Genomic DNA, 16,334 nt, shown 5'->3' with positions numbered 1-16,334 from the left:
CCTCCCTCTGAATGGAACGCTCGCTACAGACGCGGACCTGTTCTCCCGCTCAGCCGGTTCGACTTCTGCTCCTCGGTCGGCGTCACCGCTCCAGTGCAGCCCCGTCGCGCTCTCCGCACGAGCCGCGCCTCCCGCACCAGCGCGAAGTTCTCGCAGCAAACCCAGTCCTCGTACGCCCAGATTCCTCGCCGAGAGGAGTTCACCGCATGAGGGTCCACGTCACCCTTGCGGCACTCGCCGTCATCGTCCTGACCGTCACGGAGCCCCTTGCCGCCCCCACCGCCGCGGCCCGGGCCGCCGGCCCTGCGCAGTTCACCGTGGACACCACCGCTGACGCGGTGGACGCCGACCCGTCGGACGGCCGGTGCCGTACCGCGTCGGGCGCGTGCAGCCTGCGCGCCGCCGTGATGGCGGCCAACGCCCGGCCGGGCAGCACCATCACGCTGCCTCCCGGCCACTACCGGCTGACGATCCCGCCGGATCCGCGGCTGATCCTCGGTTCCCATCCCGATCCCACCACAGGCGACCTGAACGTCGACGCTCCCACCATCGTTCGAGGCGCCGGCGCACGCAGCACCGTCATCGACGCCAACCGCCTGGACCGGGTCTTCCGCCTGCGGGCGGACACCCACATGTCCGATGTGACGATCACCGGGGGAAGGGCCAGGCAGCGCGAACTGCCCTTCACCGACACCGGTGGCGGCGGCATCGCCAACGAACGGCACCTGACACTGCGACGGGTCGCCGTGACCGGGAACTCCGCCGGCTACGGCGGCGGCGTCTTCAACATCCCGGACTCCCACCTGGATCTCGTGGACAGCACGGTCAGCCGGAACGCCGCGGGAGAGGCCGGGGGCATCAGATTCGACGACAGCGGCACCGTGACGAACTCGACGGTCGCCGACAACCGGGTGACGGACCCCGGCGACCGTCCCGGCAGCCTCGGCGGGTACGGCGGAGGCATCGACATCCGCGGCCTGGGAACCGTGCGGATCCTCAACTCGACCATCACGAGGAACAGTTCCAGCGACGGCGGGGGCGGAATCAACATCGCGCCGGCCTACCTGGACAGCCTGCCCGCGCCCATCCCCGACATCGTCGATCTGCCGCTGGGGCGTATGACCCTGCGCAACTCCGTCGTCGCGGGCAACACCGTCGACGGCGCGGCCGGCGACTGCGAGAAGGCCTTCGCCACCATCACGTCGCTGGGCCACAACCTCGACGGCGACGGCAGCTGCCGGCTCACCGCCGTGGGTGATCTGCCCAGCCGGGACCCGCTCTTGGGACCGGTCGCGGACCACGGCGGCTCCACGGACACGGCCGCACTGCTGCCGGGCAGCCCCGCCCTGGACGCGGCCGACGGCTGCCCGGCCACCGACCAGCGCGGTGTCACCCGCCCGCAGGGCGCCGCCTGCGACATCGGCGCCTACGAGCACGCCACGACCCCTCGCACCCGCACCCGAACCCGGAGCGACGGATGAGAGCCCCGAGCCTGCGCCACGCCCTGGCCCGCGCCACAGTCGCCGCCGCGGCCCTGCTCCTGTCACTGACCGTTCCCCCGCCCGCTGCCCGCGCCGATTCCGGCACCGGTTCCCTGGTCGTACGCACCGACCGGGGCTGGGTGCGGGGCGCGGCCGACCGCGACGGCGGGCGGGTCTTCCAGGGAATCCCGTTCGCCGCCCCGCCGACCGGTGAACTGCGCTGGCGTCCGCCGCGCCCCGCAGCGGGGTGGTCCGGCGTACGGGACGCCACCCAACCGGCCGACCCCTGCCCCCAATTACCGCTGACGCTGCTCCCCGACGGGGGCCCTGTCCTGCCCGGCGAGTCCAACCGCACCGGCAGCACCACCGAGGACTGCCTGCACCTCAATGTGTGGACGCCCGCCCGCACCGGCGGCCGCCCCCTCCCGGTGCTGGTGTGGCTGCACGGCGGAGGCAACGTCTACGGCGCGGGCAGCGACTACGACGGCGCCGCGCTGGCCGCACGGGGCGTGGTCGTGGTGACGGTCAACTACCGCCTCGGAGCACTGGGGTTCCTCGCCCATCCCGCCCTGTCCGCCGAGAGCGCGGACCACGCCTCGGGCGACTACGGCCTCATGGACCAGCAGGCCGCGCTGCGCTGGGTGCGGCGCAACATCGGTGCCTTCGGCGGCGACCGGAACCGGGTGACGTTGGGCGGCCAGTCCGCCGGATCGGCGGACACCTGTTTCCACATCGCCTCGCCGACCGCGAAAGGGCTGTTCCACCGGGCGATCCAGCAGAGCGGAAGCTGCGCCGCGGTCGGTGGTCTGACGCCCCTCACGCTCGCCGCGGCCGAGCGGAAGGGAAGCGACTTCGCGGCCTCGGTCGGCTGCACCGACCCGACGACCGCGGAGGCCTGTCTGCGCGCCGTGCCCACCACCCGGCTCATCCGCGCCACCGGGACCGGAGCCTCGTCCCTGTGGGGTCCGAACACCGGGCCACGCGTCCTCCCGCGCCCTCCGCACGCGGCGTGGGCCGAGGGACGGGTGAACGCTGTGCCGACGCTGAGCGGCAACACGCATGACGAATACCGCTACTTCACCGCTCTGTACGTGGACCTGCTGGGCGGCGGCCCGCTGACCCCCGCCTCGTATGCCGCCCTGATCAGGCTGCAGCACGCAGACCGCGCGGCCGCGGTCCTCGACGCGTACCCTGCCTCGGCGTATCCGTCCCCCAACCTGGCGTACTCCGCCGTCGGCACCGACCAGCGGTTCGCCTGCCCGGCACGGGCCGACAGCCGGCTGTACAGCACCCGGGCGGCCGTCTACGCCTACGAGTTCCACGACACGCAGGCACCGCCGTTCATCCCGGCACCACACACGCCACAGGGTGCCTTCCACGCCTCCGAACTGGCCTATCTCTTCCCCACGCACGCGCTACCGCCCCTGGAGCCCGCCCAGCGCCGGTTGTCCGCCACCATGACCGCCTACTGGGCCCGCTTCACGGCCACCGGCGATCCCAACGCGCCCGGGACTCCGCGCTGGCCGCGCTACACCGCCGACGGGGACCGCGTCCAGGTGCTGGCGCCGGACCGGGTCGGCCCCACCACCGGGTTCGCGGCCGACCACCACTGCGCGTTCTGGCAGTCCTCCCCCGTTCACCGAGGAGCGGTGCGATGACCTCGACATTCGCCCTGGTCCGGGACGGGCGCCGGACACTGCGGCAGGGCCCGGACGCCCTGGCGCACCGGCAGCGGGAGCGGCTGGCCGCGATGGTCGACTTCGCCCGCGCCCGCTCGCCGTACTACCGCGAGCTGTACCGGACCCTGCCCGAACGCGTCGAGGACCCCGCCCTGCTGCCGGTGACGCGCAAGCAGACCCTGATGGCGCGCTTCGACGACTGGGTCACCGATCCCGAGGTGACCATCGACCGCGTACGGGCCTTCGTCGCGGATCCCGGACGGGTGGGCGAACGCTTCCTGGGCCGGTACCTGGCCACCACCACATCCGGAACCACCGGCCACCGCGGCCTCTTCCTGCTGGATGACCGCGCTGCGGCGGTGGTCAGAGCCCTGTCGCTGCGGGCGGCCCTGCGTACCCTCACCCCCTCGGTGACGGCCCGGTTGCTCGCCCGCCGCGTGCGGTCGGCGCACATCGTGGCCACCAGCGGCCATCTGGCCGCGTACGCCGTCATCGCCCGCTCCCGCGCGGCCGGCCGGCTGCCCGCCCGGGGCAGCCTGGTGCTGTCGGCGCACAGCCCGCTGCCGGAGCTGGTGGACCGGCTCAACCGGTACCGCCCGGTGTTCCTGACCGGCTACGCCACGATGATCGCGCTGCTCGCCGGCGAGCAGCTGGCCGGCCGGCTGCGCATCGCCCCGGCTGTGGTGTCGCTGCTGGCCGAGGGCGTCAGTGACCGCGACCACCAAAGGATCCGCTCCGCCTTCGGGGCGCACCTGGTCAACACCTACGGCTGCAACGAGAGTCTCGCCCTGGCCTACGGCTGCCCGTTCGGATGGCTCCACGCCCACAGCGACTGGCTGATCCTGGAGCCCGTCGACGCCGACCACCGCCCCACCCCGCCGGGCCGGGAGTCCTTCACGGTGCTCCTGACCAGCTTGTGCCGATGGGCGCAGCCGATCCTGCGCTACGACCTCGGCGACAGCGTCCTGCTGCGCCCGGATGCCTGCGAGTGCGGAGACCCGCTCCCCGCGATCAAGGTCCGCGGCCGCGCGGCCGAGTTGCTGTCCTTCCCGCGCCGGGACGGCGGCACCGTCCGTATCGTGCCCATGGCCTTCGAGACCCTCCTGGAGAGCATCCCGGGCATCGATCTGTTCCAGATCGTCCAGACGGCGCCCGCCTGTGTCCGGGTACGGATCCGGCCCGCCGCCGGAGCCGATCGGGAGCGGCTGTGGACGGCGGTGCGAAAGGAGATGGTCGCCCTGCTCACCGACCACGGGGCAGGCCAGGTGAGCGTCGAACGCGCCCATGAGCCGCCCGAGCAGTCTCCGGGCGGCAAGTACCGGGTCGTCATTCCACGGTCGTGACGCCGCGGTGCGGGGCGTCCTCGCCCGGGACGCCCCGCACCGGAACGCCGTGGTGGGCCGCCAGCGCCAGCAACGCCACGCGCAGCGGTCCGGTCTCCAGCAGGGTGTCCGGCTCGAACCAACGGGCCACGGCGGTTCCGCTCGCCATCCTCAGCGTGAAGCGCGCCAACTCGTCCGCAACCTCGGGGCGGTCACGCAAGGAGAAGACGGAGCCCACCGAATCCCGGGCCCAGGCCACCAGCGCGTCGCGGTACTGACGCACCTCGGCCACGGCCGCCGCACTGGCGTCCTGCCGCACCGTGCCCAGCCCCAACAGCAGCTTCACACCGTGCGGGTGACGCCGGAATGCGTCCTCGACCTCCACGAGAAAGGTGTCCAGACGCTGCGCCACGTCGGTGCCCGGGACCTCGGCCGGGGGCAGGGCCGCCAGCAGCGCGGTCCTGGCCCGCTCCAGCACCGCGACGTAGATCCCGTCCTTGCTGCCGAAGTGCCAGTAGATCGAACTGACCGGCAGACCGCAGGCGGCGGAGATCATCGAGATGGACGTGGCGGCGTAGCCGCAGCGCGCCATCAGTTCGCCGGCGGAGTCCAGTATCGCGTCACGGGACCGCGCGCCGCGGTCCTGGGCCGATGCCTCCGTCATAGGGCCGACTCTAGAGGAAACACAGGCCGACAGGGCCTCCGAGGCTTCCTGGGCCTCGGTTCGGGGGTGCCCGCCCGCCCTGCGGCTGCGCGGGGCGCGTCGTCGGCCGCCCGCGCAGAGGCGGGGCTGCTCCCACAGGTGTCATGAACACAAGCCCTGAGCACGACAAGTCCGGCCCCAAGTGGATCTCATGGCGGCTGTTCGGGGGAATCGCCGGTGTGGTCAACGGGATGCGAGGGGCACCGCTCCTACGGTCGGCTGATATGACGCATTTTCCGAAGGGCCCCGCCGACCCCACCCGGCGGACGGCACTGACTGGGCTCGTCGTCGGCGCCGGGGCGGTGCTGGCGGCCGGCTGTACGCCCCTGGGCACTACCTCCGCGCAAGGGACCACCCCGAGTCCCACAAGGCCGGCCACCGGTTCCGCGGACGGTGCCACGCCCGGGGTGATGACCCTCTTCAAGGACCCGGGGTTCAACTTCAACGCGCTTCTCGCCCTGGGTGGATCCGGTCAGGGTTCCGCCGAAGTCGGCGAGGTGCTCACCGCGGTGAACGCGATCAACGAGGCCGGGCTCTCCGCGCAGACGTATGTGGAGACCTTCGGGAAGCTGGCCGACCGGCTGTCGAAAGGGCCCGAGGGCGACAAGCCCGGCAGCGAGACCACGCGCTTCCGTGCGCTGCGGGCATCGCAGTACTACAGCCAGGCGCTGTTCTTCGTCCTCGGCTCCGACGACCCCGGCAACGAGGAGCAGCTGTACAAGTCCACGCGCGGCGCCTGGGACACGTTCTGCAAACTGTCCGACCCGGCCCCGGTGACGGCGAACGTTCCGTACGGGAACACGCCGCTTCCGGTCTGGTTCTTCCGACCGGACGACGCCGCCGGGCGACGCCCCACCGTGATCCTCACCAACGGCAGCGACGGACAGAACGTCGACATGTGGACCTACGGTGTGTCGGCCGCCCTGGAGCGCGGCTGGAACGCCCTCGTGTACGACGGACCGGGCCAGGGCCAGATGCTCTTCGTGGACCGCGTGGTCTTCACGCCGCGCTGGGAGACGGTGGTGACTCCCCTCGTCGACTGGCTGGCCGCCCGTTCCGACGTGGACACCGACCGGATCGCCCTGACCGGACTGAGCATGGGAGGCGAGCTGGCTCCCCGGGCCGCGGCCTACGAGCGCAGGATCGCCGCTCTGGTGGCGATGCCCGGGGTACTGAGGCCCTGGCTGGGTTTCCCGGCGGAGATCCGGGAGATCCTCACCCCGGACAAGGAGGAGACGAACAACATCTGGAACAAGGAGGTCGTCCCCGAGCTGTCGCCGGCCGAGGCCGCGACGCTGAGAAAGCGGTTCGAACCGTTCTCCGTGCCGGCGATGCTCGCCGCCCGCCAGGGGAAGATGTTCACCGACTTCCACACCCCGGCCAAGCTCGTCGAGTCGCTCGACATCACGAACGTCGTGGGGCGCATCAAGACGCCCACACTGGTCCTGGACTACGACGACGAGCAGTTCTATCCCGGGCAGCCGCGCGAGTTGTTCGACAAGCTGACGTCCCCCAAGGACTACATGAAGCTCAGCGCCGCCACCGGCGCGCAACTGCACTGCTCTCCGATGGCCCCGCAGGAGCACTGCGAGGTCGTCTTCGACTGGCTGCAGGAGACGTTGCCGGGACGCTGAGCAGCGGGACGAGGCCGGGGCAGGGGTGTCGTCAGCGCGCGGTCGCCGAGGAGACCGCCGCGCGGGCCGCGCGTTCCACCAGCGAGACGCCGTCCTTCATCGATGTGCTGCCGTCCGAGAGGACGGCGACGAGGTAGCGGTGTCCACTCGTCGTGACCTGTCCGACGCTGTTGACGTCCCACAGCCCGGTCCTGCTGCGCTGCAGCCAGCCGTTCTTCAAGGCCCATCCGGAGCCGGCGGCCGCCGACACGCCCCATGCCTGCTCGCCGACGACGTGGGCCATCAGGGTGCGGATGTAGGTTCGGGAGGACTCATTGAGCGCCGTGGGGGTCGCGCGGGGAGCCGGGGCAGTGTCGAACACCGCGCGCAGCAGCCGTATCTGGTCGCTCGCCGTCGTCCGCGTCAGCCCCCACCTGACGCCGGGGCCGCCCTTCGTCGAGGTCAGCCCCAGCTGCTTGTTCGCCGCCTCCAGGCCCGGCGCCAGGCCGATGCGCCGCCACAGCGCGTTCGCCGCCGCGTTGTCGCTGCGCTCGATCATCGCCGCCGCCCAGGCGCGCTCCCGCGCGGTCAGGTCGTGTCCGGCGTTCTGCGCCTGGAGCAGCGCGACGGCAAGAATGTCGACCTTGACGATGCTCGCGGTGTCGTACGGCGAGTCGTCGCCGTACACCACGGGCTCCCGGTCCATGCCGTCCAGGTCGAGCACCGCGGCCGTCACCCGCTCCTTCCCCTCCGGCCGCACCAGCGCCCGGAAGTGGGTCGTGGCGTCGTCGGGCCCCGTCGGCGCGGTGGCCGCCAGTGCCGGGGCGAGCGTGCCGGCCGAGAGGAGCATCGCCACAAAAGCCGCGAGAACGCCGACGCGGCCCGCGGCGCGCCTGGCGCGGGGCCTGCGCCTCCGTGCGCTCTGCGGGTGCGACAGGGGGGACGGTCGGTGCGGCATGGTGCAGGGCCTCGCGGTTCGTGTGGGAGGGCACGGAACTGCGAACGTAGACAGAACGCCCGTCCTGCGATGTGACCAATGCCACGAAAAGGTCCATTTAGCCTGAATTGTGGGGAGAACCACAGGCTCAGGCCGAGGAATCTCAGTAAGGCGCGCCAGTCCGCTCAAGAGCGTCCGCAGGACGGGTGAGCGCTGCGCACGCTCGGTCAGGCCGGCGGTCAGGGCGCCTCGGGCAGGAGCCGATGCGCGCACGTTCCGGCGGGGGGCGGGAGCGGTCCGCAGGTGTCGGGCACCGACTCGGACCGCCCCCGCCGGCTCAGTTCGCCGGGGAACCGAACTCCTTGCGGGTGTCCACCGGCTTGCCGAACAGCTGCCACCGCTCGCCCTTGAACCGCATCAGCTGCATCGTCTCGATCGGGAACGCGTCGTCGGGCCCGGTGGAGAGGGCGACACCGGGCAGCAGCATGTCCACCTCGACGTCCTTCAGGTTGCGCACCGCGTCGCGCAGTCCCTCCCTGGTCGGGCACTTCATCGTGTCCAGGGCCTTGTGCAGGCTGGAGGCGGCGGTCCAGCCGTAGGCGTTGAACTGGTTGGCCGGGTCGGAGCCTGGCGCGTACTTGCGCAGCGCGTCCCGGTACGTCTTCATCTCCGCGTCATCGGCCCACTGCGGGTCGGCGGGGTCCTTGAAGTAGGTCGCCGAGACCACGCCCTGGACGTTCTTGAACCCGACGGGCTTGAGCACAGTGGCGGACGAGGAGACGTTGTTCACGATGTGCAGCGGGTTCCACTTGGTGTTCCTGGCATCGGCGGCGAGGGCCTGGCTGCCGAACTTGGGCGTGGTGATGTTCAGCAGCACATCCGCCTCGGAGCGGGCGAGGCCGGACATCTGGGCCGAGACGGAGGGGTCGGTGACCTCGTAGCTCTCCTCGGCGACGACCTTGATGCCGCTGCCGGCGAGGGCCTCCTTGAACCCGCCGAGCAGATCCTTGCCGAAGTCGTCGTTCTGGTAGAGGACTGCGACCTCGGCCTTCGGCCTCTCCTCCTTGAGGTACTTGGCGTACACCCGTGACTCGGCAACGTAGTTGGGCTGCCAGCCGGTGGTCCACGGGTGCTTGTCGTCCGTGCCCCAGACGGAGGCGCCGGTGGCGACGAAGGGCTGCGGCACCTTCCGCTTGTTGAGGTAGTCCCACACGGCTGCCGTGGACGGGGTGCCCAGCGTCTGGAACACGGCGAAGACCTTCTCCTGCTCGACCAGTCTGCGGGCCTCCTCGACCGCCTTGGGCGGCTGGTAACCGTCGTCGCGGACGGTGAACTCCACCGTGCGGCCGTCGATGCCACCCTTGTCGTTGACGTGCTTGAAGTAGGCGCCCACGCCCTTGCTGATCGTGCCGTAGGCGGAAGCCGGTCCCGACAGCGGGTAGATGCCGCCCAGCTTGATGGTCTTGTCGGTGATGCCGGTGGTCTGCTGACCCTGGCACGCGCCGTCGGCGGCGGCGTTCTTGTCGTCCTGCGCTCGCTGGCTGTTGCAGGCGGTTGCGAGGAGCAGGGCGGCGGACGCGGCCGCGGCCGCCCGCAGAGAGGTCGTCTTGCGCATGTGAGTCATTCCTTTTCCGTGCGGGGCGCAGCGCCCACGGGTTCGGCGTCGGCAGGTGAGGGATCCGCCGGGGTGGGGTGCGCGGAGGGTTCGGGGTCGGGCGTCCTGTCGGTGGTGGGGGTACGGGTGAGGCGGCGGGCGGCGGCGCCACGGACGCGTGCCGCCAGGCCGGCCAGTCCCGTCGGCGCCACGAACATCACCGCGATGATCAGCAGGCCGAACACCACACCGGGCGCCGCCTCGCTGATGTCCTGGGCCACGCTCGGCACGTACATCACGAACGCCGCCCCGAGCAGCGGTCCGTACAGCGAGGCGAGCCCCCCGACCACCAGGCCGGCCAGCAGCGTGATGGACAGGACGAAGCTGAACGAATCGGGCGAGACGAAGCCGATCACCCAGGTGTACACACACCCCGAGACACCCGCGAACATCGCGCTCCACGCGAAGGCGAGGGTCTTGTGCAGCGACAGTCGCACGCCCATGACCTCCGCGGCGCTCTCGTTGTCCCGCACGGCGAGCAGTGCCCGGCCGACCCGGGACCGCAGCAGGTTGCGGGCGAGCAGCAGGGCCACCGCGGCGACGGCGAGGACGACGAAGTACGTCCACTGGTCCTCGGCCAGCCCGCTCCACGCGGGCGGCTGCACCTTGTCCACGGTCAGGCCCATCGAGCCGCCCGTGACCGGTTCGAGCCGCTTGAGCAGCGGCGGCAGGAACACCGCGAACGCGAGCGTGACCAGGGCCAGGTACAACCCGCGCAGCCGCAGAGCGGGCACCCCGAAACCGAGGCCCAGCAGGAAACATCCGGCGGCCGCGACCGGCAGCGTGGCCAGGTGGCCGGTGTCGTACCGGTCGAGCATGACCGCCGCCGTGTACGCCCCTGCCGCGAAGAACGCGCCGTGTCCGAGGGAGATCTGCCCGCCGAATCCGACCAGCAGGTTCAGTCCGGCCAGCGCCACGGCGTACAGCAGCACCATGGTCAACTGGAAGACCTGGAAGGGGGCGAAGTAGAACGGTGCGCCGACGGCGACTGCCGCTGCGAGCAGCGCGGTGACCGTGGCCCGCAGGCGCCGGGCGCGTTCGGTGCCGAGTGTTGCGACGATCGTGCTCATGCGCGTTCCACCGCCGCCCGTCCGAACAGGCCCTGGGGCCGCACCAGTAGCACCACCAGGATGATCAACAGGGGTACTCCCACCTTCAGATCGGCACCGATCGCGTCCACGTACGCCCCGGCCAGCGTCTCGGCGACACCCACGAACAGGCCTCCGACGACCGCGCCGACCGGGCTGTCGAAGCCTCCGAGGGTGGCCGCGGCGAACGCGTAGATGAGCACCCCGCCCATCATGTTGGGCTCCAGGAACAGCACCGGGGCGACGAGTACGCCCGACACGGCGCCGACCGTCGCGGCCAGCCCCCAGCCGAGCATCAGCACCCGTCCCACCCGGATGCCCGACAGCCGGGCGGAGGCGGGGTTGCAGGCGACCGCCCGCATCACCAGGCCGATGGAGGTGTGCTGGAACAGCAGGTACAGGAGCCCCATCACGGCGGCGACGACCGCGATGATCCCGAGGGTCGACCAGTCCACGCGCACTCCGGCCAGGTCGATCCCGCCGCCGGGGAACGGCTGCGGGAAGTCCTTCACGGTGAACGACCAGATCAGACCGGCCATCGCGTTGACGAAGATGAACAGGCCGACCGTGACGATGACCATCGTCAGCTCGGGCGCGTGCTGCACGGGCCGGATGACGATCCGCTCGACCAGCATGCCGCCGATGAAGGACACCGCCAGGGTGACCGGCAGCGCCAGCCAGAACGACATCCCGGACGCCACGAGCTGCCACGCCACATACGTGGAGATCATGGCGAGCTCACCCTGAGCGAAGTTGACGATGCCGGTGAACCGGTGGATCAGCACCAGAGCCAGCGCCAGACTGGCGTAGACCGCGCCGGAGCCGACCCCTTCCACCACTTGCTGGAGCAGTTCGGTCACGGCCCTCACCCGTCCTTTCCGGAGCGGACGGAGACACCCAGGTACACCTCGGCGACCTGCCCGTCCTCGCGGATCCGGTCGGCCGGTCCGGACAGCACCAGACGGCCGGCCTCCAGTACGTGGGCCCGGTGCGCGACATCCAGCGCGAGTTGGGCGTTCTGTTCGACGACCACCACGGTGGTGCGTTCCTCCTCGTTCACGGCACGGACGATCTCGAACAGCTCACGCGTGACCAGCGGCGCGAGCCCCAGCGACGGCTCGTCCAGGAGCAGCAGCGAAGGCCGCAGCATCAATGCCCTGCCGATGGCGAGCATCTGCTGCTCGCCGCCGCTGAGACTGCCGGCGGCCTGGCGGGACCGCTGGCGCAGCTTGGGGAAGTAGCCGTAGATCCGTTCCAGGTCGGCCACCACGGCCGCGCGCTCGGCGCGGCCCCGCCGCCACCGGCCGGTGCGCAGGTGGGCGCCGATGCGCAGGTTCTCCTCGACGGTCAGGTCGTTGAAGGTGCCCCGGCCCTCGGGCACGTGCGCCACACCGAGCCGGGCCGCCTGCTCCGGGGAACGGCCCAGCAGCTCCGCACCGTTCAGGGTCACCGAGCCTCGGCCGCGGACCATGCCGCACAGGGCGCGCAGGGTTGTCGTCTTGCCCGCGCCGTTGGGGCCGAGGATCGCGCACACCTCGCCGCGGGCGACGGAGAAGTCGAGACCCTGGAGCACGCGGGCCTGGCCGTATCCGGCGTGCAGGCCGGACACCTTCAGGAAGTCCGGCTCCGCACTCGGCCCGGCCTCGGTGCGGTCGGTGGTCGGCTCGCTCATGCCGCCACCCCCAGGTACGCCTCGATGACCGCCGGATCGCGCTGGATCTCCTCCGGCGAGCCCTCGGCGATCTTGCGCCCGAAGTCGAGACACACCACCTTGTCGCACAGGCCCATCACGAATCCCATGTGGTGTTCGACCACCACGAGCGTCAGGTCGAACGCCTGGCGCACCGTGCGGACCAGATCCCCGAATTCGTCGACCTCGCCGTGGCTGAGACCGTTGACGGGTTCGTCGAGCAGCAGCAACCGGGGTCGTACCGCGAGCGCCCGGGCGAGTTCGACGCGTTTGAGGGTGCCGAACGGCAACCCGGAGGCGGGGTGGTCGGCGACGTCCGCCAGGCCGAGCCTCCGTAGCAGGTCGTCCGCCTGGTCACGCAGTTCCGCCTCCTCGCGCCGGACGCGGGGCAGCCGGAGCGCCGCGGCGAGGTGTCCGGTGCGCCCCCGGCTGTGGGCGCCGATCATGACGTTCTCCCGGACCGTGAGCCGCGGGAACAGTCCCAGGTTCTGGAAGGTGCGGGCGATGCCGCGCCCGGCCACGGCGTGCGGCGGGAGGGCGAGCAGGTCCTCGTCCTCGAACCGCACCGTCCCCGCGTCAGGGGTGCAGCGCCTGGTGAGGCAGTTGAACAAGGTGGTCTTACCGGCTCCGTTCGGTCCGATGAGCCCCACGGCGGTGCCCGGCTCGACGGTGAACGCGACACCGTCAAGTGCCGTTATCCCGCCGAAACGCACGCTGATACCGTCGACCGCGAGCATGAATGACGCCCCTTCCGAGGTGCTTGGGGGTGGGCGAGCGTCACAGTAGGTGGGGGCCTTCCGGGCGCACATTGGGTGCGAGCACCCAACTTCGCGGTCGCCGACTTGTGCGCCGCGCCCAGTCGCCCCGGCATCTCGCCCGCCGAGCCTGTTGACGGGACACGAGTCGGGCAGCGACGATCGGCGCCATGTCTCGCGGACCCGCCCTGGGCGTCCCCGCACTCTCCGAACCCCTCAGCCGGGAGCGGCACCGCATCCTGCACGCCGTCCAGCACCGGCTCGAGGAGGTGGCGAAGACGGCCGTTGCGGTGATGCGTACGGAGATCCCGTCGTACGCGCTGCAGGACGAGCGGTTCTTCGACGACGTACGGAACCAGGTCCTCACGCACTACCGGATACAGCTGGCGGCGCTGGCCGGCGGCCAGGACATCGCCCCCGAGGACCTGCTCTTCAGCCGCGCGGCAGCCATGCGCCGAGCCCGCGCGGGGTTCGCCCTCGAGGACTGGATCAGCGCCTTCAGGGTCGGCCGGCAGGTGTTGTGGGACGCGCTGCTGGACTGCGCGGGCACGTCCGCCGAGGCACAACAGGCCGCGCTGTCCCTCGTCACACCGCTGATGCGGTACGTCGACTACGCCAGCACTCACGCCGCGCAGGCCTACGTCGAGTACCAGCAGCACGTCGTCGCGGACGCGGACCGGGAGCGCCGGGATCTCCTGGACCAGCTCCTGGCCGGCGCGGCGCCTGCGCGCGGTCCCTTGCTGGCCACGGCGCAGGCGTACGGCATCGGGCCGCACTCGCCGATGATGGCGGTCGTGGCCGTGTGCATCGGCGACACCCACACCGGCGACCTCACCTCGGCCGAGAGCGGCTACGCCACCAGCGCGTCCCTCAGCGTCGCCGGGCCCTGGGCCGGCCGGACCCTGGTCGTCGTACGCCACGGCGAAGTGGTGGCCGTGCCCGTGGTGCGCACCGGCATGGACGCGGAGGACATCTGTGCCCACTTCGAGGCGGTGCAGCGGCGGCTCGCGCGGGAGGGAACTCTGCTCTCCATGGGCATCAGCACCGTCGCACGGGGCGCCTGCGAACTGCCACGCGCCTACGAGGAGGCGCGGGCCGCCCTCGACCTGGTGCCGGGCGGGGGCGGGGTGGCGGCGCTGCCGCGCCTGTCCCCCTTCGACTACCTGGCGCTGCGCGCCGACGACCTCGCCCGCCAGCTGGTCGATCCCCGCGTGCGTGCGCTGCTGGAGGAGGACCGCGGACGTGGCGACATGCTGGCGGCGACCATACGGGCCTTCGCGGAGGCGGACCTGAACCTGCGGCTGGCCGCCGACCGGCTGCGGGTGCACCACAACACGGCGCACTACCGGTTGCGCCGGATCGAGGAACGCACCGGGCGCAATCCGCGCCGCATCGCCGACCTCCTGGAACTGCTGGTCGCCCTCGCCATCCGCGACGGGGCCGGGGAAGGTGGGAATGATCAGTGAGCGGCATCGTGGAGCCGACCGGGACGCAGGCGGCACGTCAGCGGCCGGACGGGCAGGCAGACGGACGCCTGCCGGAAGGGCACCCCGAGCGGTACGGCTCCGTTCGGCACGCCCTGCTGCACGCCGCGCTGGAGGTGTTCACCGAGCGCGGCTACGCCGAAGCCGGTCTCGCCGAGATCGCGGTACGCGCCGGCATCCCGGTGGGCAGCCTCTTCCAGCACTACGGCGGAAAACGAGGGCTCTACCTCGCCCTCTGGGAGGAGTTCCGGGAGGAGCAGGAGCGCCGGACCGCGGCGACGCTGGCCGGCGAGCGGAGCCGTGGCGTGGACGATCCCGTCGCCCTCTTCGTGGCGGGAGCCAGGGCGTACCTGGAGGGTGCCTGGGGCAACCGGCGCCTCGGCTTCCTCCTCTGGGAGGACGACGGCCCCGCGGGCTTCGACGCGCTGCGCCGCCGGTGGGACCGCGCGTGGGTACGGCGCAACGCCCGGCTCCTGGAGGTGGACGAGAGGCGACGCGCCGGCCGGGTTCGCGTGAGAGTGCTGACCACCGTCATCGGCGGGGCGGCACGCGAGCTGGGCGACTGCGCGGACCAGAGTGAGGCCCGGGAGATCGTGGACGAGGTGTGCGGCATCCTCGTCCACCTGACGGCTCGGCCCGGCTGACCGAGCGGGCGCCGGCCGCTGTCACGGGCTAGCGCTCCTGGGCCCCGGGGTGCCGGCAGCGTACGGCGAGGGCCGCGATGTCGTCGTCGAGCCTTCCGCCGCCGTAGCGGAGCAGGTCTCCGTGCAGCCGGTCCAGCAGCTCACGGGGCGGTGCCGCGCTGTGCCGCCGCATCCAGTCCGGCAGCGGGAAGAACTCGCCGGCGCGGTCCCGGGTCTCCGTTACGCCGTCGGTGTAGAGCAGCATCTGATCGCCCGGGACGAAGGCGACGGTGTCCACGTAGTAGTGGTCTCCGAGGAGCGCCGCGAGATTGAGGGGTGTTGAGGCGAGGGCGGGATCAAGAACGTGGACCTCCCCGCTCCGCACGAACACCGGTGGTGGATGCCCGCAGTTGAGAATTCTGACGTGCCCGCCGCCGCGCGGGATCTCGGCGATCAGGGCGGTGGCGAAGTGCTCCGACTGGTCATCAGCGGGGACCGCGGCGCCGTAACGACCGATGGTGATCTGCAGGCGATGGATGATGCCCCTCAGGTCGGGCTGGTCGTACGCGTTCTCCCTGAAGCAGTTGATCACCGCCGCGGCCGCCCCCACCGCCGACAGGCCCTTGCCGCGCACGTCTCCGATGAGCAGCCGGACTCCGTACGGCGTGTCGGCCACCTCGTAGAAGTCGCCTCCGATCCGGGCCTGCTCCTGGGCCGCCAGATACAGCGACTCGATCTCGACGTCCTGGATACGGTGCGGCAGCGGACGCAGCAGCACCTTCTGGGCTGCGTCGGCGACGAGCCGTACCTGGAAGAGCGTCTCCTCTCGCTGGAGTCGCAGATGGCTCGCATATGCGGCCGCCAAGGTGACCGCGACGATCGCGGCGGCCGTGTACGGCGTCCCCAGATCGGAGTAGACGAAGCTGAGGCCGATCATGAGCATCAGGCAGAACGCCCCCAGCAGGACCGTCGGGAGCATGGGCCACAACGCGGCGGCAAGGGCGGGCGCCGCGGGCAGCAGGCGGCTGAAGGCGATCTCCCTCGGGGTGGAGAACGCCAGACCGGCGATGACAACGGTGACGATCACCGGTGACAGCAGTACGGCGTCCCGCTGGCCACCGTAGGGACGGTGGCGGCGCCGGAACCGCGTTGACCTGATCACGAAATAGATCATATCGGGATGAATCGAGCATCGATCCGCGACAGCGCAGAACCCACGTCCGGCGGTCGGAGCGGTTCCGGGGGCTGGCTGCTTTGAGGCCCGGAGGCTGACGGAGTCGATTGCGCACCTACGTTCGACGAGCC

Annotated in this window: 14 protein-coding genes; 6 read left to right on the top strand and 8 right to left on the bottom strand. The window is 71.4% G+C overall.

Annotation, left to right across the window (positions count from 1 at the left end):
* Nucleotides 1–206: 206 nt before the first annotated feature.
* Genes HW130_RS05940 through HW130_RS05930 form a run of 3 tightly spaced genes read left to right on the top strand, consistent with a single transcriptional unit; the run spans nt 207 to nt 4,503 of the window.
* Nucleotides 207–1,481, top strand: a complete 1,275-nt coding sequence (locus HW130_RS05940) for a CSLREA domain-containing protein (RefSeq protein ID WP_177148345.1) — start codon at nt 207–209, stop codon at nt 1,479–1,481.
* Complete coding sequence (locus HW130_RS05935; RefSeq protein ID WP_177148344.1) at nt 1,478–3,139, top strand: carboxylesterase/lipase family protein; 1,662 nt, start codon at nt 1,478–1,480, stop codon at nt 3,137–3,139. The genes HW130_RS05940 and HW130_RS05935 overlap by 4 nt, the downstream gene beginning before the upstream one ends.
* Nucleotides 3,136–4,503, top strand: coding sequence for a phenylacetate--CoA ligase family protein (locus HW130_RS05930; RefSeq protein WP_177148343.1), 1,368 nt, complete (start codon nt 3,136–3,138; stop codon nt 4,501–4,503). The genes HW130_RS05935 and HW130_RS05930 overlap by 4 nt, the downstream gene beginning before the upstream one ends.
* Here the strand turns inward: HW130_RS05930 and HW130_RS05925 are convergent.
* Nucleotides 4,487–5,146, bottom strand: coding sequence for a TetR/AcrR family transcriptional regulator (locus HW130_RS05925; RefSeq protein ID WP_177148342.1), 660 nt, complete (start codon nt 5,144–5,146; stop codon nt 4,487–4,489). The two genes, HW130_RS05930 and HW130_RS05925, sit on opposite strands and share 17 nt — an antisense overlap.
* 449 nt (nt 5,147–5,595) lie before the next feature.
* Here HW130_RS05925 and HW130_RS05920 point away from each other — a divergent pair, with 449 nt between their 5' ends.
* The gene (locus HW130_RS05920; RefSeq protein ID WP_256355885.1) at nt 5,596–6,819 is read left to right on the top strand and encodes a S9 family peptidase; all 1,224 of its coding nucleotides are present in this window, start codon (nt 5,596–5,598) and stop codon (nt 6,817–6,819) included.
* A 31-nt stretch (nt 6,820–6,850) separates the two neighbouring features.
* Here the strand turns inward: HW130_RS05920 and HW130_RS05915 are convergent, their stop codons facing one another.
* From HW130_RS05915 to HW130_RS05890, 6 genes are all read right to left on the bottom strand, one after another.
* Nucleotides 6,851–7,756: a serine hydrolase gene (locus tag HW130_RS05915; RefSeq protein WP_177148340.1), complete on the bottom strand. Its 906-nt coding sequence runs from the start codon at nt 7,754–7,756 to the stop codon at nt 6,851–6,853.
* A gap of 316 nt (nt 7,757–8,072) precedes the next feature.
* Entirely contained in the window at nt 8,073–9,350 is a 1,278-nt protein-coding gene (locus HW130_RS05910) for an ABC transporter substrate-binding protein (protein ID WP_177148339.1), read from the bottom strand.
* Nucleotides 9,351–9,355: 5 nt separating this feature from the next.
* Nucleotides 9,356–10,459 carry a branched-chain amino acid ABC transporter permease gene (locus HW130_RS05905; protein ID WP_177148338.1) on the bottom strand — a complete coding sequence of 368 codons (1,104 nt, stop codon included), beginning with the start codon at nt 10,457–10,459 and terminating at the stop codon, nt 9,356–9,358.
* Nucleotides 10,456–11,337 (bottom strand): branched-chain amino acid ABC transporter permease, encoded by an 882-nt coding sequence (locus HW130_RS05900; protein ID WP_177148337.1) that lies wholly within the window; start codon nt 11,335–11,337, stop codon nt 10,456–10,458. Before HW130_RS05900 ends, HW130_RS05905 begins: the two co-directional genes overlap by 4 nt.
* A gap of 5 nt (nt 11,338–11,342) precedes the next feature.
* The gene (locus HW130_RS05895; RefSeq protein WP_177148336.1) at nt 11,343–12,149 is read right to left on the bottom strand and encodes an ABC transporter ATP-binding protein; all 807 of its coding nucleotides are present in this window, start codon (nt 12,147–12,149) and stop codon (nt 11,343–11,345) included.
* The gene (locus tag HW130_RS05890; protein WP_177148335.1) at nt 12,146–12,904 is read right to left on the bottom strand and encodes an ABC transporter ATP-binding protein; all 759 of its coding nucleotides are present in this window, start codon (nt 12,902–12,904) and stop codon (nt 12,146–12,148) included. Before HW130_RS05890 ends, HW130_RS05895 begins: the two co-directional genes overlap by 4 nt.
* Before the next feature lie 188 nt (nt 12,905–13,092).
* On the opposite strand from HW130_RS05890, the gene HW130_RS05885 reads away from it, so the two are divergent.
* Complete coding sequence (locus HW130_RS05885; protein ID WP_177148334.1) at nt 13,093–14,388, top strand: CdaR family transcriptional regulator; 1,296 nt, start codon at nt 13,093–13,095, stop codon at nt 14,386–14,388.
* Nucleotides 14,385–15,050: a TetR/AcrR family transcriptional regulator gene (locus HW130_RS05880; protein ID WP_218183153.1), complete on the top strand. Its 666-nt coding sequence runs from the start codon at nt 14,385–14,387 to the stop codon at nt 15,048–15,050. Before HW130_RS05885 ends, HW130_RS05880 begins: the two co-directional genes overlap by 4 nt.
* Before the next feature lie 28 nt (nt 15,051–15,078).
* Here the strand turns inward: HW130_RS05880 and HW130_RS05875 are convergent, their stop codons facing one another.
* A complete protein-coding gene (locus HW130_RS05875; RefSeq protein ID WP_177148333.1) occupies nt 15,079–16,203 on the bottom strand; it encodes a PP2C family protein-serine/threonine phosphatase in 1,125 nt (374 codons plus the stop codon).
* Nucleotides 16,204–16,334 lie beyond the last annotated feature (131 nt).

Origin of the sequence: Streptomyces sp. PKU-EA00015, from assembly GCF_013387495.1 — a bacterium.
GTDB lineage: Bacteria > Actinomycetota > Actinomycetes > Streptomycetales > Streptomycetaceae > Streptomyces.
Note: the sequence above shows the minus strand (reverse complement) of the source record. Positions and strands in the feature narration are given on the sequence as shown.

What these genes read in the sequence shown, in the direction of transcription:
- HW130_RS05930 (WP_177148343.1), top strand. Translation starts at nt 3,136, where the DNA reads ATGACCTCGACATTCGCCCTGGTCCGGGACGGGCGCCGGACACTGCGG.
- HW130_RS05925 (WP_177148342.1), bottom strand. Translation starts at nt 5,146, where the DNA reads ATGACGGAGGCATCGGCCCAGGACCGCGGCGCGCGGTCCCGTGACGCG.
- HW130_RS05920 (WP_256355885.1), top strand. Translation starts at nt 5,596, where the DNA reads ATGACCCTCTTCAAGGACCCGGGGTTCAACTTCAACGCGCTTCTCGCC.
- HW130_RS05905 (WP_177148338.1), bottom strand. Translation starts at nt 10,459, where the DNA reads ATGAGCACGATCGTCGCAACACTCGGCACCGAACGCGCCCGGCGCCTG.
- HW130_RS05915 (WP_177148340.1), bottom strand. Translation starts at nt 7,756, where the DNA reads ATGCCGCACCGACCGTCCCCCCTGTCGCACCCGCAGAGCGCACGGAGG.
- HW130_RS05875 (WP_177148333.1), bottom strand. Translation starts at nt 16,203, where the DNA reads ATGATCTATTTCGTGATCAGGTCAACGCGGTTCCGGCGCCGCCACCGT.
- HW130_RS05940 (WP_177148345.1), top strand. Translation starts at nt 207, where the DNA reads ATGAGGGTCCACGTCACCCTTGCGGCACTCGCCGTCATCGTCCTGACC.
- HW130_RS05910 (WP_177148339.1), bottom strand. Translation starts at nt 9,350, where the DNA reads ATGCGCAAGACGACCTCTCTGCGGGCGGCCGCGGCCGCGTCCGCCGCC.
- HW130_RS05885 (WP_177148334.1), top strand. Translation starts at nt 13,093, where the DNA reads ATGTCTCGCGGACCCGCCCTGGGCGTCCCCGCACTCTCCGAACCCCTC.
- HW130_RS05890 (WP_177148335.1), bottom strand. Translation starts at nt 12,904, where the DNA reads ATGCTCGCGGTCGACGGTATCAGCGTGCGTTTCGGCGGGATAACGGCA.
- HW130_RS05935 (WP_177148344.1), top strand. Translation starts at nt 1,478, where the DNA reads ATGAGAGCCCCGAGCCTGCGCCACGCCCTGGCCCGCGCCACAGTCGCC.
- HW130_RS05895 (WP_177148336.1), bottom strand. Translation starts at nt 12,149, where the DNA reads ATGAGCGAGCCGACCACCGACCGCACCGAGGCCGGGCCGAGTGCGGAG.